The sequence below is a fragment of the Sporomusa aerivorans genome (assembly GCF_041428895.1).
Lineage (GTDB): Bacteria > Bacillota > Negativicutes > Sporomusales > Sporomusaceae > Sporomusa > Sporomusa aerivorans.
On sequence record NZ_CP156926.1, the window covers coordinates 4,802,062 to 4,826,540 of the forward strand.

A 24,479-nucleotide genomic window follows, 5' to 3' on the forward strand; every position below is an offset into this window, starting at 1 on the left:
AGGTGTTAGCCAAATTCCTTTTTATTACTAATAGAGTATTATTTTCCGACAAATCGGTCAGTAATAGCAAAAGGCCCCGACCCAGATAATCGAGGCCCATGTATTAGCTAGGAGCCATTGCTCTTCTTGCAGCGTTGGGCAAAGGCCAGGTAATCTTCCAGATAGTCTACGACTTGCTCTGTTTGAGTGGGGGTGAGAGAATCCAGATTGGCCCCCTCTGTGGCTTCCCGTAAAATACTCTGAATCTGAAACCGCATATAGCCCAACTTTTCCATTTGCTCAACTAAATGATTGACACGCAAATCCATCAGCCGTACACCACCTATTATTATATCATGAATAAAGATTATCATTTTGGGACTTTAGTCCTGGATTATTATAACAAAAAATAAATATTTTTTCCATTATTTTCAATCTGCAAAATTACTGCAATTTCGACATTTTTTCTTTATTTGATTTTTGTACTGCGACATTTTATAGCAAAATCAACATAATTTTGCAAAGTATCGATTAATTCAGCCTCTTGCGCGGAAGTGAGAAATTGCAAATCCTGTGTTTCAATGCATTCATTAATAATTTCCCTGATTTGAAAAGATTTGTAACCCAAGTCGGAAAGTTTCATGATTAATGCTTGAATATCCTGACTTTCTGACATCACCCGCTTTCCTCCTCTATATTCGTATCTTTGCTATACTTTTTTGCCATATCTTATTAACCGACGTTATTCCCAGATTTCCCCTACTGCAAAATCCTTTTTTGCGAAAATCCGGGCGCAGTCAGTCAGCGCATCCCTGTCAAATTTTTTTGCGAAATTATTATTTATATCCAGGGCATTGTCCAGTTCAAACGTCAGCCTATTGGGCTGCACATATGTGATGGATTCCATAAAATCAGCGACCGCTATGATCCTGGCTTCCGGCCTAATGCTATCACCAGTTAGGCCGCGCGGATAACCGGATCCATCCTGGCGCTCATGATGCTGGTAAACGATGTCCGCCAGCGGCCAGGAAACGTGTAATCGCTTCAGCAGCATATATCCGTACGTTGCATGCATCCGGATTATATCTATATCCACTTTCGCCAGCGAACCTGTTTTATATAAAAGTTTGGAATCTATACAAAACTTCCCGACATCATGCATCAGAGCTGCCAGGCGAATCTGATGAACAGCCTTTTGCGGCATCTGAAGTTCATGAGCAATAAGAATGGCCAGCTTAGCAACGCGGTAAGAGTGATTCATTAAATCCGCATCCTTGGTGCCGATAATATAAAGTAGGGTGTTTATTGCATGTCCTTCCCAAATATAGTCGCTTTTTATTTTGATCACCTTCTCCATAATCTCTAAATATTTGTCCATTATTGATCTCCCTAGCGTATATCTAAATAAACTGGCAATAGAATTTTTATTTGTTAGTATTTATATCCATTTATTACTTTAATTGTATTTTTATCCATTTGTTGCTATAATTGCTTTAATATAAAAAAATACTAAAGTAATTTATAATAATACAATAATTTGGAATTTATTCCTATTTTATGCTTTATTATTCATACTTGACTAGTAATTAGCGATTAAATGCAAATTGGTTGTTTAACATGCTGAAAATAATGCTTAAACGGATAGTAAAGGGTTACGCGTCATGAACTAAAACTGCAGCAGCTTTAACCATTCCCTCAATATGATTCTGCAATCACACCGACTCCGCTAGCATGATAACAAGCCAAATACTAAACCAAATTTACTCTCCAATCCATGAGAAGGGGATGATTACACATTATGCTGCAAGCCATATTAATTGATGGTGAAGAGTTTTCCTTGGCGCAGTTGAAGCACTCGCTGAATCAGCAACAGACTGTGCAGGTTCTTGGTACATACACCGATGCTTTGCAAGCGCTCGCCAATATTCATACGCAGAAACCTGATATTGTATTTTTAGACATAGATATGATTACAATCAATGGTTTGGTAGTTGCCGAAGAAATTCTCAATATAGATGAAAATATAGCGGTCGTGTTTATAACCACTCACAATGAATACGCCATTCGCGCCTTTGAGCTTAATGCTGCCGACTATTTATTAAAGCCGGTCTCCAAACGCCGGCTAAACTGGACTCTCGAAAAAATAAAAAAACGCCTTAACGTCAGCAACCTATCGAAAAAAGAAGACAACACATTATCCATCTATAAAACTTTAAAACCCGCGGCAACCCTGAATAAAATTTTTGTTTGGGAAGATGACCGGATTATTCTTCTGCCGATACCGTCCGTAATGTTTCTAACAATGAAGGGGCGTGACGTGCGGGTGATAACCCTGCAGAAACAGTATGTCACCGGGCAAACGCTCAATCACTGGGAAGAACGGTTGCGGAATTTGCATTTCTTTCGTTGTCACCGGAGTTATCTGGTTAATCTGGATAACGTGGAAAAAATTCTGCCCTTGTTTGGTGGCACCTATAGCTTAAAGCTTGCCGGTCAGACAGCGGAAATTCCCGTAAGCCGCAACTACGCCAAACAGCTTAAAACTATTCTGGGGTTTTGACATATAAAAAGGCTTGCCGTGACCTTAAGGGCCACAGCAAGCCTTTCTATGTAATTACTTTTCTTATCCATTCCTATTGCCGCCGGCAATAAAATTCAGCATCTTGCCTTTTTCAATTCGCCACCAGGATAAGGCACGCATGACGTCGATTGTCTGTTGAAGGACCTCTTTATTATCCAAAGCTTTTGCTGTTCCGTCAAAGGCTTCCGCACTTCCAACCGGCAATCGGCCGATCGCGTCAGGGGTAATCCACACATTGTGGCTAAAACCAAGCGCGGAGCCTCTTGTTAAACTTGGTCCCAGTGAATAGTACGCAAACCCCGGAGGTGCAATGAGCTCAAGCAGGGTTGGCGCGATGTTGATATGACTGCCGGCAGTATTCGCAGGTATAGTCTGCCTGGTTATTCCCTGCCCGAAAAGCACTAAGGGGATTGTATAGCGTTCAAAAATAGTCGGAGTTTTGCTGATATTGGTTCTGTCCGCATGATCACCGGTAACAACGATCAGGCTTTCGGGATTTTTCTGTTGCATTTCCCAGACAAACCGGCTGATCTGCTGGTCTGTATACCAATAATGGCCAAGCCGTTTAACCAGATCTTTGTCGCCCTGTACTTCCCCCGGCAGCGCGGCGGTAACGGCGGATTCATCAAAACCTTCCCTCACAAGGTCTACCGAATAGGGTGCATGATTGGAAACTGTAAGGATAACGTTGAGGGTGGGTGTATCATTGTTTATCGTAGACAAAACGGCATCAAACAGATAGCGGTCGTCGCTCCCCCACACATTGCCTGTCTCATGGGGGAAATCCTCATCGCCATAGAAATTATCAAATCCCTGGGCCATTGTAAAATCCTTGATCCTCTCCCAGGAGCTCATCCCGGCATACCAGAAATTCGTCTTATACCCCAGTTTCTTAAACTGGGGAGCAATAGCAGTTGCGTAAGGTTCTTTATAGGATTCCAGATGATAGTTGGGATACAGGCTCACATCGGACAAGCCGCTGACCACTGCCGTTACCGCCATAGGCGTAAAAGCCCCGTTAGGTACAAACGCCGGTACATAACAGGCATTGCCCCGTGAGATAATGCTTTTCATACCATCAGCCAAATGCAAGCTGCCAAACTGTTCAAAGAGCGGCCATTGGGCAAAACTTTCGCCCATAATGATGAAGATATGTTTCGGCTTAGGTATCCTGGCGCCTTGCGCATGTCTAATGAAAGTTTCGTCAACCTCGTTAGAAATTAATTCACTGCCCTGTATAATAGTTGTATAGCTACGGATTGAAGCGGCGTCAACTTTCATATTTGCTCCCTGACGTATCCGCTCCTGAATGCTGTAAGCCCGGTATAGCGCCTGAATATCATCGATAATGGCTTCATTCAAAAAATCATCTTTCGATATAGCTGAATTTTCCCAGTGCAGGGAATGAGCGTAGGTAAGACTTCCCCCAAAGCGGGTGAAAACCATAAAAATACTCAGGCTAGCAATGATTGCAACCCTGAATGCCACTTTTTGACCGGCAAACGGAAATTGCGCTGGAGCAACTGTTACAGTATTAAGGATTTTGCGCAAGCTCCGGCAAACAAGATAAGAACTAACAGCGGCGCTGGCCAGCAAAACAGGCAGATAATAGTCAATAACCAGTGTGTATAGCAAAGCCCCTATATCATCACGAACGGTATTAAAAATCAATTGGTTGAAACCGGTGTGAAATTCCTTATAAAACGGTATCCGGACATGAAATAAGAGCACCAGCAGACTGACATAGATACTGCCTAACACCATTCGAACTTTTTCAAGTTTTTCAGTCCGAAATATAACACTGAGCAGGGTGCAGAAAACAAATGAGAATAAAACTACCACATCTGCGCTTTTTAAACTTAACCGCAAGCCAAAGAACAAAGCGTTAAAAATATCGGAAATCGTCGCTTGCGCGCTTAAATAGGAATGTAATCCCACAATGAAAGCGATCCGCATAATGCATAATAACGCCAATATAAATACAAACAGTTTCAAGTCTTGCTGAATATTACGAACAAAAAGATCCCATCTGGACAAAATGAACATCCCTTTCTATTGGCTGACACTTTCCGTTATTGGAAAGAAAACAGTTAGCGCGATCCTTTATTATCATTGAGAATGCAACCGTGCGAAAAAACTTCAGTTTTTATTGTAGCTAATTTTGGTATTTTTTTAAAGATATATTAACCAATTTATTAGAAATTTATTTTTTCCCGGATCTAGCAGATAGACCAACTTTACCGAAAAAAATTTGTCCTTTTTCCTGCGGAAAGGATATGCTACAATAAAGGCTATCCAGGGTAACTTACCAAGGGAGTGAAAAAGGTATTGGAACCATCATATAAGAATATTCTTGTCATTTGCCTGCGCAAGATAGGCGATGCCGTCATCGCCACAAGTGTACCCTATTTATTAAAACAAGCCTATCCGGATGCGAAAATAACCATGCTTGTTAAACCTTTGACAACAGAAATTGTAACCGATAATTCTGTTATCGATGAGGTTATGTTATACAATTATGCGCATCAGGCAAAATTACGTGAAATACTCCAGATAGCGAAAGAAATCAAAAAAAGGAATTTTGATGTAAGTTTTGTTACCGATGGTAAACCGCGTTCCGCGATGCTCGCCTGGTTGGCCGGAGTGCCGCAACGTGTTGGCTTTGAGAGAATCATTTTTCGCAATATCTATCTTAGGCTGTATTATACAGATCTTCTGAAAATAGATTATGATGCAACGCGTACGCTTCAGGCCAAAAACCACGAGATATTTATCAACCGGTTTACCAGGAAAAAAGAACAGGCAAAACTGGTCCTGCCGGAAGGTACGTCTGAAGCTAAGGAAAAGGCGGTTGCTTTACTACGTCAGGTGGTAAAAGAACAAAGCAAAGAAAACTTGGATCAGTCTTTTCTAAAAATTGCCCTTTGCATCCGCAGCGGTGCAGTGACCAAAGACTGGCCACTGGAACGCTTCGCAGCAACTATTAAAAGACTTGCCGAAAAATATAACGCCGTATTCTATGTCATTGGGTCGCCAGCCGATAGGGACGCTGCAGAAAAACTAAAAAAAATGCTGCCTGTTCCGCTCAGCATTTTGTGTGGTAAAACAAATTTGGTTGAACTATCCCATGTTCTGAAAAACTCAGATTTTTTCCTATCGGTAGATACAGGCTCCGCCCATATTGCAGCAGCAACAGGGATTCCTATGGTTGCTGTCTATGGCGGCACCTCTCCTCTGAAATGGGGACCGTATTCACCAAACGCTATTACACTTGCTCCCCATTATCCCTGCCACCCCTGTGACGGAAAAAAACTAAAATGTCTTGACCCGAAATGTCTGCTAACGATTTCTGTGGATGAGGTAGTAGCTGCATCTGAGGCAATTCTGAATAAACTCTAATGCCAATGAATGGTGATCGCCCGTGAAAAACTATAATTGCTTCACTTGTTAATGAATTGGAATTATCTCATTTTTATCTATGAATACTCTTTTAAAACTAAAATCCTTATATTTGCTTAAAAGCAAGTATAAGGATTTTAGTTTTATCACTCCCCACGATAGAACGAAAAAGTAACGGCAAGCTGCAGCTGCGCAAATTGTTTGCGAAAAAGTCTCACACTTTTTGCGAAACTCTCTCTATTTTATATATACATATCTTATTCTGTGTTACCTCACATTCCATTTTCTACGCACGTTGCGCGCTTCATATAAACTCCTCCTAAGATAATTTTATTTCCTAAGTTAATCATTGGTTTTTCAATACAATAATAAGTAACTATTGATAACAGAACAGTTAATAAAACACATAAAACATATACGACTAAGAAGCTTATTAAAGATGAAGCAAAATCAATAGATAAAGTAGATAAATATGATAATACTGCAAAATGGGTAATATAAGCACTAAAACTTATTTTACCGATATATGCTATTATTGTAGTTAATCTAATGGGGTATTTAATCACTATATAACTAAAAAGAAGCAGTTCACATCCGTTAACGTACAATTTGTTCCTTAGTAAGCTACAAAATATAGCTATGCTTACACAGATCAGAATAACTCTCACTATAGGAGTGTCATTTTTTACCCACCAAAATAAAAGAAAGCCCAGAAAAAATATAGGAAATTGGTTAAAAAACCACAGAAATTTGAATGTACTCCATAGATTAACATCTTCTATTAATGGATGAACACTCAGTAAATATTTTGATACCACACTAATAAGCACACTAGCTAAACCAAAGCACAAAATACGTTTTTCAGTAGTTAATAATTTAAATAGTAATGGTATAAATAAATAAAAGGTCATTTCAACGGCTATAGACCATCCACCAGGAACTAAGCTATTAATCCAAGAAGGAAACCATCCATTTATGAATAATATCGACGTAATAATATTGCCTATTTCAGGAGTCGCTTTATTCCACACTGACCCGAATATTCCGTAATAGATAATTGCACAGTAAAATAACGGAGCAATACGAAAGAATCTCCTAATAAAAAAATTAATTACACAATTTTTTTCCATGCGTCGCTTCTCTAGTGAATAGAACATAGTAAAAGCACTGGCAATAAAAAACAATTGTACGCCGCGAGCTCCATTAGAAAACAACCTCATAACACTATCTGTTAAGCCCTCAACTATTTGTGAAGTATGAACTAGCATTACTAAAAGTATCGCAAATCCTCTTAACACATCAATTTGAATATTTCTTGTCATTCTTTTAACAACACCCACCTAAAAACTTAATAAAATTCTAATTTATTAATATTCTATTTAGTTTATTGCTTTTCCTTGTTAGATCTAATGGAAAAGTTACTCCAGGAATTCTGAGCGGCTAAGTACCAAATACAAAACTACTCCGGCTTTATCGGCTAAACCGGGCTATGACGGTCACACTCCGCTTCAATAACAGTACACTAGATTTTGTTATAACGCTGTCCAGTTATATGGACATAAAAAAAACGTTTTCTGCGATCTAACTTCTCGCAGAAAACGTAAGATTTTATAAAAATCATTATTCTATTTTCAGATTCCTAAAGCCCTTACTATTACTGGGTATCCCGGTCATTTTCTACTAATCCGGGGTATTCCCGGTTTTTCTTATTTTCTATGAGATTCACACAAGCTAGAATGGTTTGGTTTTATCCAATTCTTCATACACTTTAGCAATGCCTTCTCGAAGACTAATACGATGACTCCAGCCAAGTGCATGCAGTTGCGAGACATCCAGCAGCTTTTGCGGCGTTCCATCCGGTTTTGCATGATCCCAGACGATTTTCCCTTTATGCCCCACGATCGATTGTACTAAACACGCTAATTCATGAATGGTCAAATCCGCTCCTGTTCCAATATTAACCATCCGCGGCTCATCACACTGTTCCATCAGAAAAACACAAGCCTCGGCCATATCATCGGAATGTAAAAATTCTCGTCGCGGCATTCCTGATCCCCATACTGTCACCGGCTTGTCTGGTAATGCTTCATGAAATTTGCGGATCAACGCAGGCAAAACATGTGAGTTTTGCAAATCATAATTATCGCCTGGTCCATAAAGATTTGTCGGCATTACACTCATATAGACGGTGCCATATTGGCGGTTATATGCCTCGCACATTTTAATGCCAGCAATTTTAGCCATTGCGTAAGCTTCATTAGTGCTTTCCAACAGACCGGTGAGAAGATATTCTTCCCGGATCGGCTGTGGGCAATCACGAGGATAGATACAAGAGGACCCTAAAAAAAGCAATTTTTTTACGTTATGCTTCCACGACTCATGAATGACATTGGTCTGTATCGCCAGATTTTCATGAATAAACCGTGCAGGCTGTGTGCGATTTGCTTCGATTCCGCCCACCTTGGCGGCCGCCAAAAATACATATTCCGGCTGCTCTGCTGCAAAGAACTGCCTGACAGCCTGTTGCTCCGTCAAGTCCAGTTCTTTATGAGTACGCAATATCAGATTGTGATAACCCCGTGCCTGAAGCGCCCGCACCAAAGCACTGCCCACCAGCCCCTTATGACCGGCCACGTAAATCTTAGCCGCTTTATTCATGATATAAGAGCCCTCCGAATCCTTCTCGTTTGCACAAAACATCCCGTTCGGCTCGTCGCAGGTCTTCTCTGACCATCTCGGCTACCAATTCTGAGAAACTGATTCTTGGCACCCAGCCAAGCTTTTCTTTTGCTTTTGTCGCATCCCCCAACAACGTCTCTACTTCCGTAGGCCGAAAATAACGTGGATCAACAGCGACTACGCATTTACCGGATGCAGTGTCATACCCCTTTTCCTCTACGCCCAGACCTTCCCAGCCTATTGTGATGCCCACCTCGGCAAAAGCCAGATTGACAAAATCCCGCACCGAATACTGTACGCCGGTAGCAATGACAAAGTCTTCCGCCCTTTCTTGCTGCAACATCAGCCACTGCATTTCGACATAATCGCGGGCATGACCCCAGTCTCGTTTTGCATCAAGATTCCCTAGATACAATCTTTCCCGCAACCCTGTTTTAATCTCGGCTACAGCACGGGTAATCTTTCGGGTAACAAATGTCTCGCCCCGAATTGGTGACTCATGATTAAACAGGATACCGTTGCAGGCATACATGCCGTAGGCTTCACGATAATTAACTGTTATCCAGTAGGCATATAGTTTTGCGACCGCATAAGGTGAGCGGGGGTAGAACGGCGTCGTCTCCCGCTGCGGCATCTCCTGCACCATGCCAAACAATTCCGAAGTAGATGCCTGATAATAGCGCGTCTTCTTTTCTAATCCCAAAATGCGCATCGCTTCCAGAATCCTCAAGGCACCCAGTCCGTCCGAATTGGCGGTATACTCCGGTTCTTCAAATGATACTGCAACATGGCTTTGTGCTGCCAGATTGTAAATCTCGTCTGGCTGTACTTCTTGAATAATTCGGATGATACTGCTAGAATCGGTCATATCGCCGTAGTGCAGAATAAATCGCCGGTCTGTTTCATGTGGGTCTTGATACAAATGATCGATGCGATCGGTATTGATTAACGATGTCCGGCGCTTAATGCCATGAACATTATAACCTTTATTTAAGAGAAACTCGGCTAAATAAGCGCCGTCCTGACCAGTAACGCCAGTGATAAGTGCTTTTTTCATATTCTCATCCTTTAAAATCCTCAATATCTTCTAGAATCTCAATGGTATTGCTCATAAACGAATCCAACTGGAGGGAAGTAAATCTTTGGTGTCATGGAGCTTACTCATAAACCAAGTACGCGGTGCAATCACCTTCTTGTTATCACTGTAATTTAGCCAGGCTCCCCACCAGCTAAACGAGCTATTAGCAATAATGTGATGTGAGCAATTGCGCATTAATTCCAATTCCTCATGTGGAGTTGCACCTCCATTGCTATCAACATAATAAACCATAGCGTCTATCGGTAAATTTTCTCTGACCCAAGCTAAATCGTCAGAGAAAATATAAAACTCCAGTCCTTCAAATTCTTGCTGAAGATAATGTATCGATTTTAAATAATATTCAATTGAGCAACATCCGTGGAAAGAATTTGCAGCCTGATTGGTAACATAGTCGCCGCGCCGCACATGTAAACTTACCGCTTTAGAATTCCTGATCTTCTCCAGATAAGCCTTGCTGGTCTCGGATAAGCTCGGAACAGAAAATTCCCTTTTAATAGTTGTAGCAATGTCTATAAAATATTTCTCGCTTTGCCAGTACCCTTTCAGGTAAAGAGGCCCTGTGACTTGCAAGAAGCGCGGATCAAAACAAAAAGATGCCTCTTGGAAGACATTTCTGTCGGGATCAATATAGCGCCGCCATAATTGTCCGATTTTCCCACGAAAGAATTTTTCTCTAATAAACATTTTTCGTTCCGACGGCGTAGCCATGGAGGCCTGAATGTTAAAATTATGCAGTGCATATTCTCGAGGAGTTATATCACCTTTATGTGCTCGAGAAAACCAGGTTATATCTAACTTTAACGGAGTCTGTAAACGCTCTGCCAATTCCCGCGCCGCAGCATATTGAAACATTTGATTGCCGATTCCACCAAGCAATTCAACCATAATCACTTTTATCACCACTCTTTACTACTTTCACATTCAGTCTAAGTTACAAGTTTTTCGCTGAAACCAAAAACATCCACAGCCATAATTCTGCTGATCAGCTATTTCTTTTGTAGCATTTTTGATAAAACCATATTTAGTATGTAAGTCAGGTACAAGTGAGAATTCTTTAAGATCAAATTCCGGAAAGTAGCTAATAATTTGTTCATATGAATAGATTCGATGCGCATTAAACATAATCTTAGCTTTTCCTATCGGAACAACAAAAAGAAGATCTCCGTGAAATGCTAATACTCTCTTAAGTTCTTTAATTGCCTTTATATCACCACAAGGATCAATCTCATCTCCATATCTCCCTAACCCGATGTGTTCTATTACATGCATGCATGACAAAGACTGTACACTTTTATCTGCAAAAGGTAATTTTAGCAAATCGGCCTTTAGTGATTGCAAATTGCTCAAATGCAACTCTGCTGGTCTGTAATCATAAAATTCTACGGGAATAAATGCAGATACCATACTCACAAAAGATAAACTTGATGATATATCAATATGTTTTTGAGGATTTTGTACAGATAAGATTCGCGCAGCCCAAGCAGGATGGTATATATAATGGGCGTCAAAGCCTGTTGTTGCAGTCTTGTCATTTAAACAAGGATATCTATGTTCCCAATGAAGTCGAGTACCCTTTGCCTGAAAAAGTTTTCCACTAAGTCAAAATAATCATATACAAACTGTAATCTTTTTTTATTGACATAATCACGCTCATTGCAATCTCCTTTTCAGTTTGACATGATTGCTAACAAATTAACTATTTATATCATGCTAATTTTTTCCCATACTGCAACAACTCCATATAAATCGATTCTTTGATAGCATGATCCGGTAGCGCAATCGCTGTTTCCATGTCAGTTTTGAGATTGGAATCAGTTTTAAGTCTTGGATGCATTCCGGCTCAGACAGCATTTCTAACGCCTCGCGTTGAAAGCCGTGCCTAATCATCTTCCATAATAATCGATGGCGAAAGCGACTTATTTTGATATTTAAGAAATCTACTATATCCTCAACATCTGATAAACTCGAGCAATTCTCTTTTATGAACTTTTGTATCCGCTTAAAAGCCATTATGGCACTCAGTATAACACGCCACGAGAATGGTGAATGCATAACTGAATCATTTCTTTGCCGATACAGCATTAGATCCTCGCGAACAGCATATGCTTCCGTGAAACATAGAATCTTGCTGATAAATTCCACATCTTCACCCATTTTACAACCATCAGTAAAGCGGATACCTTTCTCAATAAGAAACGCACGATCGACAAGAATCGATCCAATATGCAGGCCAACCAAACTTTTAAGATAGGGCACTAAAAGGTTACCGGTCATATATGAAAAATTCAACTTCTCCAGATGTCCATCCTGATAAAAATTTTTATAGCCGGAAAAAACCATAGCGGATTTTTGTGTTGTTTTAGCTGCTACAACTTCCGTCAGGAACCGTTTATCCCACATATCGTCACCGTCTAAAAATGCCAAATACGTTCCTGCAGCCATATCGATGCCCCTGTTGCGGGCTGCAGCAACACCTTTATTATCCTGATTATACAGTTGGATTCGCGAATCTTTCTGCACGAAAGATTCGACAATCTGACGAGTATTGTCTGTAGATCCATCATTAATAACAAGTAGTTCCCAATCAGCATAATCCTGTTCAAGAATTGATTCTAGACTCCGCGCTATATAGCCTTCAACATTATAGGCCGGTACAACAATGGAAACCAAAGCTGCCATCTATTCTTTCCTTTCCTCCAAAAACCGCGAATTAATTCTTTTTGTTGCTAATTTGCCGCAAAAGTATTTGCCGAATATTATTCATCACTGTTTTGGCGGTGAATTTTTCCATACTCTTTTTAACAAGATACTGATCCGGCAATACACCGCAATCATCTACCACCATTTGTAAAAGCCGGGTTAACTCACTAACGCTATAGGGAGGATAAAGCCAGCCATTTTTGCCATGCTCAATAATATCGGCAGGTCCATCCGGGCAATTGCTGCTGATGCAGGGTATTCCCCGGCTTAGGGCTTCAACCAGAACCAACCCGAAACCTTCGTTTCTTGATGTCAATACCAGGACAGAAGCTTCCTCTACATATGCCCATGGATCATTAACCCATCCCGTCCAAGTAATGCAAGAAGAAATACCCAATTCTACTGCCATCCGCTTTAGCTTATCCGTCTCCGGACCATCGCCTATAATCAAGGCTTTCCATAAGCCATGTACTCCTGATAATGCATTCAAAAAATCGTTAACTCGCTTATCATGATCATAGCGGAGCCGTCCAATATATACAAAAATAGGGATAGTTGACCGCGGCACTGCGTATTCAACTAGAGGTGTAGGATTGTGAACAATATAGATTTTTTCTTTGTTTGCATTAACAGGAAGCCTTTTTTTAAGATTATTAGCCATTCCAGAACTAATAGCAAGATAGAAATCGGCAAATTTTAAATTATTGAAGTGCTTTATACTATAATTATTCAAAGAAACGTGCATCCACACGCCAATTTTAACGCTGTCAGGCCTAAGCCAGCGATATAGGCGTGAGTAAAAAACAGCACGGTGATCAACAGCCAGAATAATGTCCGGGTTCAACGAATTCAATAGGCGGGTTAGCTGCCACACAAAAACCGGCCGTTTTAGCCCTCTACAAGAAGAAATTTCGTAATATGCATAATTATTTGCCCAATTAGTATTTGCACCTTCACATAATATCAACGAAACTGTGTCCCCACATTGTTCCAGTTCCCCCATCAAGCTAGAAATAACTTTCTCCATTCCTCCTCTCCCCCAAAAGAGGTGTGTACTTACAATGGCAATTTTCATGAGCATCTCCCTATTACATAATTAAGCATTCCTAACCCTGTTGTTCAGCACCATATAAAATTTACTGCTGATAAATCCTGCGCCGTCCGTAACTAATAGTCTTCATTCTTCTTTCCTACTGAAGACATTGTCCAGCGAATAGCTGCCGCTATTACATACAAGTTTTATTTATATCGATATTATTTACGGAGTAAACCTTTCATACTGCGCTCCAGCTTGCGCAATATAATGAAAAGAATATGAAACCGGCCCACTTTTAAGGCAAATTCCCATAACGGCTGCCGGGAAGAAACCGGTATTCTGGGTAAAGCAAACCACTCCTGCCGCCATACGGGCGTCTTTTCAAAAATAGCCAATGCTCCTTTGTAGCCGGCCTGTTGAGCCATTATTAATGTTTTATCATCAAAATATCCGTACGGATAGCAGAGAAAATCAATGTTCGTACTCAGTTTATTTTCCAAAATCTTTTTACTTTCCACAAGTTCCTCTTGCAGTCTGGTCTCATCACACTGGGTAAGAAAAGGATGCTCAAGCGTATGCGAACCGATCTCCATGCCGGCGGCCTGCCACACGCGCAGTTCATCCCAGTTCATAGTCCGGGTCGGACGGTGCTTAAAGCTTTCCCATTTGTTTTCTCTCCCTACCCAGTTGGCTATAGGAAAAACAGTTGCTTTCATCCTCCGTTCCTGCAGCAAAGGCAACGCCACCCTGCAATTATCCTCATAACCGTCGTCAAAGGTCAGTATGACGGGATGAGGCGGAAGCGGCGCCTTGTGGACAAAATGATTGTATAATTCACTAAGAGTTATTGTGTTATAACCATGCAGCTTAAGATAATCAAGCTGCTCTATAAATTTTCCTGCCGGCAGCGAGTTTCTTTCCCCGGGAACATCAGCAATCCGGTGATACATTAAAATAGGCACCCGCTTACGGAATTTACTATGCCAGCCTAAGAGAATGCCGACAAATATTATGATAAACAAACTAAAGACCATGGCACTCTCCCTAACTGCTTTAATACTTATTTCGCCAATAACTCCGCAAGCCCCTCTAAATCTTGCGGAAAGCATACTCCTGCCTTGCACATAATCTCCATATAAGCCGGATGCATCGGCTGCTGGTAAAACTTGCCCAGACTTACAGACTTAATTTTTCTCGGTGTAAATGTATCCGTAAACATTAGCGCCGAGGACTGATAACTAATGATGGCCTTTAAGTTTTCTTCATAAGCAAATGACAGTTCTACCGGTTCAACGGAATTATAGAGACTCAGGCCCGGCAAAGTCCGGCAGTAGTAATCAAGCTTAGCATCACTATCGTTCGGATGAGGTTTATACAGCAAACAGCCTTTACCGTTTAACTGCCTGAGAATTTCCCGCAGAATGGCCAGTTCCTCTTCCCTGGAGAGCTTCTTAAGTTCTACCAGGGGCTGGCTTAAGTACAGTATACTGTCTGGCGCCATCACCGGGTGAAACAAATCTTTGCCGGCAAGCTCCCGCAAGGCCTGTTGAATCATCGCCTGCTCAATTTTCAAGGTTTGCGGGGAAAACCGCTGCAAAAGCTCGGGTTTATACAAAAAATCGCCAATTCCGGCAGGACTATCGCCGGAAACAGTTGTATTGATGCTGATTTTGCCATTGATGCCTGCCAGGATTTTCAAAGCCTGGATCTTGCCCTGGTGAAACAACCGGCGCGGCAGCGTTCTACGCCTGTCTTCATTGTAATACGAGTACAGGCCATCCTCGTAGCGGTAAAACTGACTGATATTCAGGGCACTAACCAGCAGCTGATTTTGGACATCCATATCACTGCCCAAGAATACGGCATCAATTTTAATTCTACCGATTGTATCCCTGATCTCCGCCACTTGCTGACGGAAGCTTTTGGTTTTATGACGGCTGCTTAACCAGTTCCCCAGAAAAAATACCTGCCGCCAACCGCCGCTTGTGGAGGACATATGGCGCATGACCAGGCTGTCCTGCCATTTTCCGTAGCCATGGGGATGCAGTAATGCCAAATAGTTGTCATCGTCAGCAAAACAGCTATGAGACAAAATGAAAGTTGTCAGCAGATGAAAGGGGGTATTAACTATAAATAAGTTCTTATTTTTCATACCGTACTCTCACCTTCCATGACCAATAGATTCTGTAATCCTTGTTGTATATTATCTGTATTGATTTCCCCTGCCAGTAAAACATGCGGGTAATAGCCGGCCGGCGCCCATTTTGCCAAATGCTGGCCGTCATTCAGGTAAAATAAAGCCAGCAACGGCACACCCAGTGCACAGGTAAGATGCAGTGTGCCTGTATCCACACTGATTACCGCTTTGCATTTTTGGATTACGGCCGCCAATTGCGCTATGCTGGTCTTATCTGTCAGATCCAGGAATGTACAGCCTTTCGCCCGCAATGTGGCAGCATATTCAGCCGCCCGGACACCAGCCCCTAACAATACTGCCTTCTGTCCTGTGCGGTTCAGATCGGCTATTACCTGCACCGCTGTTGCTACCGGCATATCTTTCGCGATTTTTTTGCTGGTGGTGCAAAGTCCGATCAGTTTGTCCTCAGGATTTACAGCAAACTGCCTGAACAGTTCCTGCACAAAGGTGACAGCCTCTGTAGGCGGTCTGTATTGCATGGGAATGTCAAGCGGCATCTTGCCCGTTAAAGCCGTTAGCAAGCATGCATTTGCCTGCTGGACAGAGCCTGTTACATTTTTCCCCACCGCTATGGTCGAAAATAAGTAGTGCAGTATACTGTCATTCTCACTGATTATCTGCCTAGCGCCCAATACTTTGGCTATAAAAAGGCCGCGTTCATTGCCGTACAGCACAAATGCTGCATCAAAACCGAGAGGATAGCTGTCATGATATTGTTTCAGAAACTGTACTATTCCCCAAAGTCCCCTATGCTTTCCCTGCTTGTCAAGGCAAATCACCTCGTCGACACCTGCCAGGTAACGGGCGGCTTCATAAAATGGCTTGTTAACCAAAAAGACAATCCGGGAATCCGGATATTCTGTTTTTATATTTTGGCATAAGGTATCTGTAAGCAATACATCGCCAAAATAAGATGTATTGATGACTAAAAAATTCTTCATAGTATTTGCTCGCATCCTGCATACAAATATTTTGTATTCGTAATACCGTCTTTCAACGGCTTGCACCTAATACTTCCTGGTAAATATCAGTAAGTTTACTTATCGAGAAGTTATTATCAAAATTTGATTCCACCCACCCGCGTCCCTGATCTCCCATCATTAGCCGCAATTGGCTGTCCTCGGCAAGGTTGCGCAGTCGGCAATGCAATTCGTCCAAGTTATGCTTTTCCACCAAAAAGCCGGTGTGGCCATGCGCAATTACCTCAGGTGTGCCGCCTACCGCATAAGTTACCACCGGCTTTCCCATGGCCATGGCTTCAGCCAATACCAGTCCAAAGGTCTCAAACTTAGAAGGTAGTACCACGGCGTCCGCTCCGTCCAAAAACTCCTGCACCTCTATCGTATGTCCCAGACAATGAACCCGCTGACTGAGCTTATCCCGCCAGACGCGGTACTTCAGGCTCCATAAGCCTTTGCCCTTGCCTATCACCATTAAGTGCCAATTATGCGCGTCTTCGAAGTCTTTCAGGATTTGTAAAATGTCCTCATGGCCTTTGTTGCGCAAGTTTTTAATTCTGGCAACAATAGCGAGGGTAAACGCATCTGCCGGTATGCCAAGCATTTGGCGGACAAGTTCTTTTTTTTGCGGGTAGGCCTTAAACTTGGTTAAATCAATTCCACTATACAGTGTGACCAGTTTTTGTGAAGTGAAGCCTTTTTCCAGGGCATACTGCCTAACATACTCACTGACACAAATGATCTTCTCGCATTGGTCAAGCGTCATTTCCTGCGTGTTGTGGCCGAATATCCCATGAGCCGTATAAACGACAGGCACCTTCACGTATTGACGCGCCTGAACAGCTACATAACCGGCAGAGGCAGAATTGGCATGTACAATATCAATATTATTCCGGCGAATAATCCGTGCCAGCATTCTTGCAGCCAGTGCCGTGCTAAGCCGGATCGGAACATAGAAATGCCTGATCCCCTGTTCGCGCAGGCTACCTGCCAGCATGCCGCCGCCTGAAGCTACAAATACTGTATACCCAAGCCGGTGCAATGACAGTGCCGTTATGGCGACATAAGTTTCGGCCCCGCCAATATTTAAACGGGGCACTACCAATAGTATGTTCAAGAGGTCTCCCTTCTTACAATAACAGTTTTTAGCGCCTCATATACTATTTTGACATCGATGTCAGACAGGCAATCTTTTCCTTCCGGGCACTGCCGCTGCCAGCAGCCCTGACAGTCGCGCTGTATTGTCACCACATGATGCCCTAAACCATAAGGTCCATTCCTGTTTGGGTCGGTCGGTCCAAACAGTGCAATTACCGGCGTGCCTAATGCGGCAGCCAGGTGCATGGGACCTGTATCGCCGGCAACCACGGCACGGGCATTCTTTATGATGTGTGCCAGCTGTTTAAGTGTAGTTCTGCCAGAAATGTCAATAGGCAAAATAGCTGTTTGCGCAGCTATTTCGCTAATCACATTTTTTTCGGCATTTCCCCCAACTAAAACCGGAATGAGGTTACTTGCAAATAACTGATCAGCCAATTGAGCAAACTTGTCTGCAGGCCAGCATTTATTAGGCCAGTTTGTGCCAGGCATCAAGACAATATATGGACTTTCTAAAGTTAGTCCGGCCTGTTTAGCAATTGCTGCGGCTACTGCCGCTTCCTCATCTGTAATGTTAATAACAAATTCCGGATTGGTAATATTACAGCCCAGTTCCCGAACTACATCAAAATATCGCTCAACAACATGCCCCTGACTATTAGGACCGCATATTCTTTTACCTACTTTGTCGCTGCCCTCTCTGGCATTACAATAAACAAAGCGCCGGGGCGCGCCACTGAGCAGTGAAATAGCTGCGCTTTTAAATAAACCTTGCAAATCCAAAGCCAAATCAAATTGCTTTGCACGGAGTGTTTTGATAAAGGCTGGCGCATACTGATAAAATCCCGACAAAGACTTGAATTTTGCTTTCTCAAACACAATAATCTCATCAATATACGGGTTATTAGTCAGAAGATCGTAGGCAGGCGGCTCAACGATCCAGGTTATCCGCGCTTGCGAAAAGCATTTTTTCAGCGCAGATGCCACCGGCAGAGCATGAATCACATCACCGATGGCGCTTAATTTTACGATAAGAATATTACGATAGGTCAAAGAGTACTCCTCCTGCGTTTGCAATGCCATGCGCTTTAAAACTACAGAATGTCTAAAGTAATATTGCTTCACTACCGTTCGCAATGACGGAAATTCTTAATCTAGCAGAAAAATTGGACTATCACATAGGCTGACTGTTGATCTTCTTGATGATATTGCTTGAGGAACGTCCCGCAACTTCCGGGATAAGCACTATACGGCCGCCGTATGCTTCCACCGCTTGGCGCTCTGGCAGGTTCTGTATACAGTAATCTCCACCCTTGGCATATATGTCCGGCTTAATTTCACTGACTATAATTTCCGCCGTCTTTTCGTGAAAAATCACCACATAATCCACAGCCCTGAGACCTGCCAGCACTTCAGCCCGATCATCCTGACCATTAACCGGCCGGGCTGGTCCTTTTAAACTGCGTACCGATTCATCGCTGTTTAACCCGATAATCAGGCAGTCTCCTAATGCTTTTGCTCCATTTAAGTAACGAACATGCCCCGCATGGAGGATATCGAAACAGCCGTTGGTAAACACAATCGTTTTACCGGCGGCTTTTTCCTTACTGACAATAGCGCTAATATCATCCCGCTTAACAATTATCATAGGATATGATCTCCGATCGCTTGTTTCAATTCTGCGGGAGAAGTGGTAGCTGTACCAGGCTTGCGAACGACCACACCAGCTGCAAAGTTGGCTAGGCAGGCGGCTTCCTGATAGGATGCGCCGGCAGCCAGCGCCAGCATCATGGTAACAACGACAGTATCGCCGGCACCGGTGACATCATATACTTCACTCTTATTTGTTACAGGTATATGAGTGATAGCGCCTGAGCGCTCAAACAGGGTCATTCCTTCAGGTCCCTGGGTAATCAGGACGCCTTCTGCCTTAAGCCTCTCAAGTATGGTTTTACCGGCCTCTATAAGTGAATTCTTATTGAGTACGGAACTTCCTAATGCATTCGCTGCTTCGGACTCATTCTGCTTTACAAGCCGAATCCCTTCGTAGTCCATAACATTATAGCGCGAGTCGACCATTGAGGGTATTCCCGCGGACTCACATAGTTCGATAACCGTTTTTCTGACAGAGGGTGAAACGGTGAAACTGCCGTAGTCACTCACGACTACGGCATCCATCCGCCGGATATTTTCTTTGATATAATTAAGGAGTCGCTGCTCCACGTCACTAGACAATGGTTGCTTGGTCTCACGGTCAATCCGGACAACCTGCTGGCGGACAGTAGCCTGCCCGCCGGCCATAACTCTGGTTTTGGTAACGGTCGGTCGGGCAGCGTCTGTAATAAACCCTTCGGTGTTAACAGTCTTACTATTTAGCACTTGCGTAAGCAATTGGCCGGCATTATCGTCACCGATCACTCCCACAGCATACACCTTGCCGCCTAAGGCTGCGGCATTATGGACTGCATTAGCGGCGCCACCGGGTACTACGGTTTCGCCTGCATGCTCAAGAATAAGGACAGGCGCTTCCCGGGAAATGCGGGAAATCCGACCCTCCAGGTATACATCGGCCACCATGTCGCCAATGATCATAATTTCTTTATTTTGCAGCCCGTCAACAAGCTGCTGCAGATTTTGAAACACGTGGAAAACTCCTTTCGGATTTGGTAAGTTACCTGCCTTACCAGCGAGTTGTGGTAACATCAAACTTAATTTGATCACGTTTGGCGCGATAGGTAATCGATGCCTGCCAGCAATGAAGATTCCGGTACCAGGTGTAATCCAAATCTTCCACGCGCTTGTTGTCTAAATCATAACTTTGACTGATACCGATTGAGTTCATACGGTCAAGCTTGTAGGTAAATCCTGACGCAAGCTCACGGCTCAGATCAGTCTTGTCATATTCAAATATAGCATCATTATTCGGCGTATAATGATAGCCTACCCAGGTATACAACTTATCAGACCATTTTTTGTCTATAGTTGCGTCTAATTTCAAACTGCTCCGCGACGAATCGTCATAGCTCTCGCGGATATGCTGAATACCGGTACCAAGATACAGATTCATAGTATCGTTCAGCTTGATAGGATCATGGCTGAAATATAAATTGTAGGCCTGGTGCCAGCTTGTCTTATAATCATCTTTCCATTTGCCATAAATAGCGGTAAACGAATATTTTACCGGCAGATTGCCTAAGCGGTGAGGATAATAGGTCAGCTTGAATTCCGGCTCTTTTTTTATCCAGTTGCTGTCATCATCCCGCGCATACCCTTGCTCTACGCCTATGGCGTAATTGGTTTCACGTTGAATAAGACCAAAGCTTGGCTTTAAATCCTGCTTGGTATAATAATCAAGATTGGTATAGGTCGAAAGTTTATTATTAAGCGGATAGTCCAGATGCTGCCTGATATAGAATCCATCATCGTTGTCATAGCCTATACGGGGAAAGGCAGAACTTCCTTCTTTTGTATTCAAGGACTGACGATACTTGGGCAAAGAAAAAATCACTTTATTGCCAATCCAAAACTTAGCATTGTAGGCAATCAGCTGATTGCCAGGCCAGATTTCGATTTTGTCGGCACTTACATGATAGTCGGGAACTTTGGCCGGACAAGTGGTGGCTGATCCCTGGTTGATAGTAAATTTATCAGGAGCCATATTGATAGTTTTTCCGGAAACATACTTGTGTTCTACTTTGCCCTTAGCGTCTTCCATGCTGCCGGTCTTAAGCTTGTAGTTGTACAGAGTGTGACTGCCAGTTAACTTAGTTTCTGCTTCAGAGAAGGTTGCCTGATCATTAATCCATATCTCATTTGATTTTGCATTGCCGTTAATCAATTCGGCTTCCACCCGTTGCCCCTGATTTGTTATTACTACATTTCCCTGGGCAAGAATATCGCCGGTTTCCTCACTATATGATAAATCTTTTGCCTCAATCACGATGGGTGCCTGTGTCGTACTTGTTTGTTTGTTCTGTTCCTGAGCCTGGCCGGAGTTGGCGCCGCCGAAGACTATGGCAAAGGCCAATAGCCCAAGAACGAGTCTATGACGATTAGGCATAGTTGTATTATTCTCCTATCAATAAAATAAAGGGTAAATATTTAAAGCACCTTGAAAATATTCTACAAAACCGTCTCTTTTCCTGCATTTCTCACATAGTAATATGTAGAAAAGCCGCATAAATGCGGCTTTTAATGATTATATTGGTTATTTTGTTTTGATTCCGAAAACCTCAATTTCGTCTTTGGTCTGAACATATAGTTGGCTGCCGATAGGTATATTCGCTTCTTTACCATTTACGAACGCGCCGCCGATAATCCCCACCGGCCCCAGAATCACCATCCCCGCCACGCTGGCTCCGGCCGCTTTGGCCAGGGATTTGGTTTCCTCTTTGGCTTTGTCGCCTAAAAAGGTATTGATCGTCGTACCATCTATAGCAACCAGTGAATCAAAGCTTATTTCCAGCTTGGCATCACGGCCAAAGCTTTTGGGCTGCTGCACTTTGGTAACCTTGCCAAATCCTTTGGCGCCTTTCGGCAGTACTAAAACTCCGCCGACATACACGTCCTCAGCGACAGCTAACGCAACCGCATCTCCCGGCCGGCTCTGTTTGTTGTTCAGTGTTGAAAGAGTCTTAATTTTCACCAGGGTGTCTGCTGGAATGGCAGTAGAAGCAACCTCAAACTGCCCACCGGAATAAGCGATATGAAGCAGTTTGTCAATACGCCCACTCAATGAGCCCGAGACAGGGGTACCATTTAATGTTTTCTCAAGCTCTTCGACTCTTGCTTTAATTGGACTATGGCTAACAGCGTGAGAAAATGTCCACTCAACCGCATTGAGCTTGGTCACTATGGCCGGGTTCTGCTCTGTTGTTTCAAATAGATAGCTGTATATTTTATCTACACGCGGTAAAATAGCATCATGCGTTTCCTGGCCATATACATCCTGTTCGAGTTTGACAGTTCTGTCAAGCAATGCGCCGGTTTGGGGCACACCGTATATTGCCTTCTCGACTACAGATAGCTTGCCGATAGCAGTGAGATCAGCTTGCGCTGAAACGGGAATTGCAAGCATCGAGATTACAAATGCGCCAAGGGTAATCAGCGCCATAATTTTAGTTTTGAACATGCCTGGTATCCTCCCTGATATAATTGTTAAAGGTATGAATTCGTTGCTAAAAATATATTTTCCTGCTTATGTTCTAGTTCCCATCAAAAAAATATTGTCAGCATCAGCTTTATAGTTTCCACATTGAGTTTCAATAATATTTTCAAAAACAGCGTCCCTGTCCCCATGTTTTGCGTTACCAAGAATATATTCTCCTGCTATGTACCAATTATTCGGCAAAAAAAACCGCTAACTGCGAAGTTAGCGGTTTTAGTAACATTAATTTAGAATGTGTAAACCAATTCAGCGAACATGTTGCGCTTGTTGGTATCGCCTTTATAGCTTTCCATGTCATTGTATTGGATGCGCATAATGCCGTTCTTGAATAAGGTATATTCAAAGCCGTAGTCTAAACCTTTAATGTCGTCCATTTCTTTGAAACCGCCATTCCAGGTAGCCATATCGGAGAAATCGTTCCAGTTCTTCTGATCAAAGCCAGGCTCTGCTTTTCTATAGCTGACATATAATCCATAGGACTTCACTTTGCTAGGATTAGCGCCAAGATATTGGATTCTGCTTGCCCATGCTTTTGATTTGTCGCCACTGTTTTTGTCTTTAGCCACATCAGAATCATTTTGACCGTATTCACCGGTTAGTGTAAAGTTTTTCAAACCGGTGTATTTAAGGCCAAATGCTGTGCTATCATACAAATTGGCTGTGCCGTTAGTGGCTTTACCGTCATTGTCATCAGCCAGATAGGAAGCACTGATGTTGAGGTTGCTGCTCAGTTTGAAAGCGACATTGCCCATGACATAGTTGGCTTCGGTCTTGGTAACGGAAGCAGTTCCACTAACATTAGAGTACTTAAACGCACCAGCAGTCACACGGATATCTTTACCGCCGCTTACTACCAAACCGTCATTGTTTTGACTGTTGTTTACCAACAGTTTTTGACCGAGAAGAATCGGCTGACGGCCAAAACTGTAGGTTAGACCAGCAAGTTTACCTGTGATGTAGGCTTGGTCAAGCACAACTGAATTTCCGGAGTCGGCATTGCCCCACTCCGATTCACTATGGAGACGACCTTTGAAAGTTACATTATCAGCGATTGGCGCAGTCATAGAGATACGAACACGAGTTCTCATGTCGGTTTTATCGCCATCTGTTGAGTCTTTAGCATACTCATAACGTTCACGAATTTCACCAGTAAATTTCACTTTGCTGGCATTCTTCTCAAGATTATCAACGCGAACACCCAGATTGCTGAGTTCTGTGCCGTATTCAGCTTTCAGAGCTTCAATGGTCTTCTTGGTTTCAGCGTCGGCTTTGTCAGCGTTAGCCATTGCTTTTGCTACGATAGTAGCCATTTCATAACGGGTAAGAGTTTTGTCACCTTTGTAGGTGCCGTCGCCATAACCGGAGATTACGCCGGCTTGGGCAAGTTTGTTGACTGAGTCATAGGACCAGTGTTTGGCAGGTACGTCAGAGAACGGATTAGCAGGAGCAGCCAGGGCAGTTCCTGCTACGCTCATAGCAAATACTGCTGCCAGAGCCATAGCTGTTTGTCTTTTCATGTGTGTTTTCCTCCTTAGAAATTAGAAATTTAGTTTTTTGAGTTACTAAGGAGAGTAAGTAATGAGTG

Annotated in this window: 23 protein-coding genes; 2 read left to right on the top strand and 21 right to left on the bottom strand. The window is 42.8% G+C overall.

The annotated features are described in order from the left end of the window. Positions 1–107: 107 nt before the first annotated feature. The 3 genes from SATMO3_RS23170 to SATMO3_RS23180 all read right to left on the bottom strand — a co-directional run bounded on the left by SATMO3_RS23170 (position 108) and on the right by SATMO3_RS23180 (position 1,357). Positions 108–308 carry a hypothetical protein gene (locus tag SATMO3_RS23170; protein WP_371372128.1) on the bottom strand — a complete coding sequence of 67 codons (201 nt, stop codon included), beginning with the start codon at positions 306–308 and terminating at the stop codon, positions 108–110. A gap of 140 nt (positions 309–448) precedes the next feature. After that, the gene (locus SATMO3_RS23175; RefSeq protein WP_371372129.1) at positions 449–658 is read right to left on the bottom strand and encodes a hypothetical protein; all 210 of its coding nucleotides are present in this window, start codon (positions 656–658) and stop codon (positions 449–451) included. Positions 659–721: 63 nt separating this feature from the next. Then, positions 722–1,357 carry an HD-GYP domain-containing protein gene (locus SATMO3_RS23180; RefSeq protein ID WP_371372130.1) on the bottom strand — a complete coding sequence of 212 codons (636 nt, stop codon included), beginning with the start codon at positions 1,355–1,357 and terminating at the stop codon, positions 722–724. Between the two features lie 420 nt (positions 1,358–1,777). Here SATMO3_RS23180 and SATMO3_RS23185 point away from each other — a divergent pair, with 420 nt between their 5' ends. Beyond that, the gene (locus tag SATMO3_RS23185) at positions 1,778–2,539 is read left to right on the top strand and encodes a LytR/AlgR family response regulator transcription factor (RefSeq protein WP_371372131.1); all 762 of its coding nucleotides are present in this window, start codon (positions 1,778–1,780) and stop codon (positions 2,537–2,539) included. A 63-nt stretch (positions 2,540–2,602) separates the two neighbouring features. Here the strand turns inward: SATMO3_RS23185 and SATMO3_RS23190 are convergent, their stop codons facing one another. Next, positions 2,603–4,597, bottom strand: coding sequence for an LTA synthase family protein (locus tag SATMO3_RS23190; RefSeq protein ID WP_371372132.1), 1,995 nt, complete (start codon positions 4,595–4,597; stop codon positions 2,603–2,605). A 291-nt stretch (positions 4,598–4,888) separates the two neighbouring features. Between SATMO3_RS23190 and SATMO3_RS23195 the strand changes: the two genes are divergently transcribed. Beyond that, positions 4,889–5,959 carry a glycosyltransferase family 9 protein gene (locus SATMO3_RS23195; RefSeq protein ID WP_371372133.1) on the top strand — a complete coding sequence of 357 codons (1,071 nt, stop codon included), beginning with the start codon at positions 4,889–4,891 and terminating at the stop codon, positions 5,957–5,959. A 272-nt stretch (positions 5,960–6,231) separates the two neighbouring features. On the opposite strand, the gene SATMO3_RS23200 is transcribed toward SATMO3_RS23195, so the two are convergent. The 17 genes from SATMO3_RS23200 to SATMO3_RS23280 form a co-directional block, all read right to left on the bottom strand. Then, positions 6,232–7,281 (bottom strand): acyltransferase family protein, encoded by a 1,050-nt coding sequence (locus SATMO3_RS23200; protein WP_371372134.1) that lies wholly within the window; start codon positions 7,279–7,281, stop codon positions 6,232–6,234. A 409-nt stretch (positions 7,282–7,690) separates the two neighbouring features. Continuing rightward, positions 7,691–8,617 carry a GDP-L-fucose synthase family protein gene (locus SATMO3_RS23205; RefSeq protein ID WP_371372135.1) on the bottom strand — a complete coding sequence of 309 codons (927 nt, stop codon included), beginning with the start codon at positions 8,615–8,617 and terminating at the stop codon, positions 7,691–7,693. Further along, positions 8,610–9,695 (bottom strand): GDP-mannose 4,6-dehydratase, encoded by a 1,086-nt coding sequence (gene gmd / locus SATMO3_RS23210; RefSeq protein WP_371372136.1) that lies wholly within the window; start codon positions 9,693–9,695, stop codon positions 8,610–8,612. The genes SATMO3_RS23205 and gmd overlap by 8 nt, the downstream gene beginning before the upstream one ends. Before the next feature lie 51 nt (positions 9,696–9,746). Beyond that, positions 9,747–10,622, bottom strand: a complete 876-nt coding sequence (locus tag SATMO3_RS23215) for an alpha-1,2-fucosyltransferase (RefSeq protein WP_371381778.1) — start codon at positions 10,620–10,622, stop codon at positions 9,747–9,749. Between the two features lie 36 nt (positions 10,623–10,658). Continuing rightward, positions 10,659–11,084 carry a DUF268 domain-containing protein gene (locus SATMO3_RS23220; protein ID WP_371372137.1) on the bottom strand — a complete coding sequence of 142 codons (426 nt, stop codon included), beginning with the start codon at positions 11,082–11,084 and terminating at the stop codon, positions 10,659–10,661. Positions 11,085–11,447: 363 nt separating this feature from the next. Next, complete coding sequence (locus tag SATMO3_RS23225; RefSeq protein ID WP_371372138.1) at positions 11,448–12,416, bottom strand: glycosyltransferase family 2 protein; 969 nt, start codon at positions 12,414–12,416, stop codon at positions 11,448–11,450. 31 nt (positions 12,417–12,447) lie between these two features. Beyond that, a complete protein-coding gene (locus tag SATMO3_RS23230) occupies positions 12,448–13,512 on the bottom strand; it encodes a glycosyltransferase (RefSeq protein ID WP_371372139.1) in 1,065 nt (354 codons plus the stop codon). 179 nt (positions 13,513–13,691) lie between these two features. After that, positions 13,692–14,507, bottom strand: a complete 816-nt coding sequence (locus SATMO3_RS23235; RefSeq protein ID WP_371372140.1) for a polysaccharide deacetylase family protein — start codon at positions 14,505–14,507, stop codon at positions 13,692–13,694. A 26-nt stretch (positions 14,508–14,533) separates the two neighbouring features. Then, a complete protein-coding gene (locus SATMO3_RS23240; protein ID WP_371372141.1) occupies positions 14,534–15,625 on the bottom strand; it encodes a polysialyltransferase family glycosyltransferase in 1,092 nt (363 codons plus the stop codon). Beyond that, on the bottom strand, positions 15,622–16,611 hold the full coding sequence (locus SATMO3_RS23245; RefSeq protein ID WP_371372142.1) for a glycosyltransferase family 9 protein: 990 nt from the start codon (positions 16,609–16,611) through the stop codon (positions 15,622–15,624). The genes SATMO3_RS23240 and SATMO3_RS23245 overlap by 4 nt, the downstream gene beginning before the upstream one ends. Before the next feature lie 52 nt (positions 16,612–16,663). Then, the gene (locus SATMO3_RS23250; RefSeq protein WP_371372143.1) at positions 16,664–17,746 is read right to left on the bottom strand and encodes a glycosyltransferase family 4 protein; all 1,083 of its coding nucleotides are present in this window, start codon (positions 17,744–17,746) and stop codon (positions 16,664–16,666) included. Next, positions 17,743–18,780, bottom strand: coding sequence for a lipopolysaccharide heptosyltransferase II (waaF, locus tag SATMO3_RS23255; RefSeq protein ID WP_371372144.1), 1,038 nt, complete (start codon positions 18,778–18,780; stop codon positions 17,743–17,745). The genes SATMO3_RS23250 and waaF overlap by 4 nt, the downstream gene beginning before the upstream one ends. 121 nt (positions 18,781–18,901) lie before the next feature. After that, on the bottom strand, positions 18,902–19,375 hold the full coding sequence (gene rfaE2, locus SATMO3_RS23260; protein ID WP_371372145.1) for a D-glycero-beta-D-manno-heptose 1-phosphate adenylyltransferase: 474 nt from the start codon (positions 19,373–19,375) through the stop codon (positions 18,902–18,904). Continuing rightward, complete coding sequence (locus tag SATMO3_RS23265; protein WP_371372146.1) at positions 19,372–20,370, bottom strand: bifunctional heptose 7-phosphate kinase/heptose 1-phosphate adenyltransferase; 999 nt, start codon at positions 20,368–20,370, stop codon at positions 19,372–19,374. Before SATMO3_RS23265 ends, rfaE2 begins: the two co-directional genes overlap by 4 nt. Before the next feature lie 37 nt (positions 20,371–20,407). After that, complete coding sequence (locus SATMO3_RS23270) at positions 20,408–21,787, bottom strand: LPS-assembly protein LptD (RefSeq protein WP_371372147.1); 1,380 nt, start codon at positions 21,785–21,787, stop codon at positions 20,408–20,410. A gap of 147 nt (positions 21,788–21,934) precedes the next feature. Then, the gene (locus SATMO3_RS23275) at positions 21,935–22,858 is read right to left on the bottom strand and encodes a hypothetical protein (RefSeq protein WP_371372148.1); all 924 of its coding nucleotides are present in this window, start codon (positions 22,856–22,858) and stop codon (positions 21,935–21,937) included. Between the two features lie 263 nt (positions 22,859–23,121). Then, complete coding sequence (locus SATMO3_RS23280) at positions 23,122–24,411, bottom strand: S-layer homology domain-containing protein (RefSeq protein WP_371372149.1); 1,290 nt, start codon at positions 24,409–24,411, stop codon at positions 23,122–23,124. Positions 24,412–24,479 lie beyond the last annotated feature (68 nt).

Coding starts and splice junctions, on each gene's coding strand:
- SATMO3_RS23205 (WP_371372135.1), bottom strand. CDS start 8,617: ATGAATAAAGCGGCTAAGATTTACGTGGCCGGTCATAAGGGGCTGGTG.
- SATMO3_RS23240 (WP_371372141.1), bottom strand. CDS start 15,625: ATGAAAAATAAGAACTTATTTATAGTTAATACCCCCTTTCATCTGCTG.
- SATMO3_RS23280 (WP_371372149.1), bottom strand. CDS start 24,411: ATGAAAAGACAAACAGCTATGGCTCTGGCAGCAGTATTTGCTATGAGC.
- SATMO3_RS23200 (WP_371372134.1), bottom strand. CDS start 7,281: ATGACAAGAAATATTCAAATTGATGTGTTAAGAGGATTTGCGATACTT.
- SATMO3_RS23230 (WP_371372139.1), bottom strand. CDS start 13,512: ATGAAAATTGCCATTGTAAGTACACACCTCTTTTGGGGGAGAGGAGGA.
- SATMO3_RS23275 (WP_371372148.1), bottom strand. CDS start 22,858: ATGTTCAAAACTAAAATTATGGCGCTGATTACCCTTGGCGCATTTGTA.
- SATMO3_RS23180 (WP_371372130.1), bottom strand. CDS start 1,357: ATGGACAAATATTTAGAGATTATGGAGAAGGTGATCAAAATAAAAAGC.
- SATMO3_RS23235 (WP_371372140.1), bottom strand. CDS start 14,507: ATGGTCTTTAGTTTGTTTATCATAATATTTGTCGGCATTCTCTTAGGC.
- SATMO3_RS23185 (WP_371372131.1), top strand. CDS start 1,778: ATGCTGCAAGCCATATTAATTGATGGTGAAGAGTTTTCCTTGGCGCAG.
- gmd (WP_371372136.1), bottom strand. CDS start 9,695: ATGAAAAAAGCACTTATCACTGGCGTTACTGGTCAGGACGGCGCTTAT.
- SATMO3_RS23215 (WP_371381778.1), bottom strand. CDS start 10,622: ATGGTTGAATTGCTTGGTGGAATCGGCAATCAAATGTTTCAATATGCT.
- SATMO3_RS23245 (WP_371372142.1), bottom strand. CDS start 16,611: ATGAAGAATTTTTTAGTCATCAATACATCTTATTTTGGCGATGTATTG.
- SATMO3_RS23225 (WP_371372138.1), bottom strand. CDS start 12,416: ATGGCAGCTTTGGTTTCCATTGTTGTACCGGCCTATAATGTTGAAGGC.
- SATMO3_RS23270 (WP_371372147.1), bottom strand. CDS start 21,787: ATGCCTAATCGTCATAGACTCGTTCTTGGGCTATTGGCCTTTGCCATA.
- rfaE2 (WP_371372145.1), bottom strand. CDS start 19,375: ATGATAATTGTTAAGCGGGATGATATTAGCGCTATTGTCAGTAAGGAA.
- SATMO3_RS23170 (WP_371372128.1), bottom strand. CDS start 308: ATGGATTTGCGTGTCAATCATTTAGTTGAGCAAATGGAAAAGTTGGGC.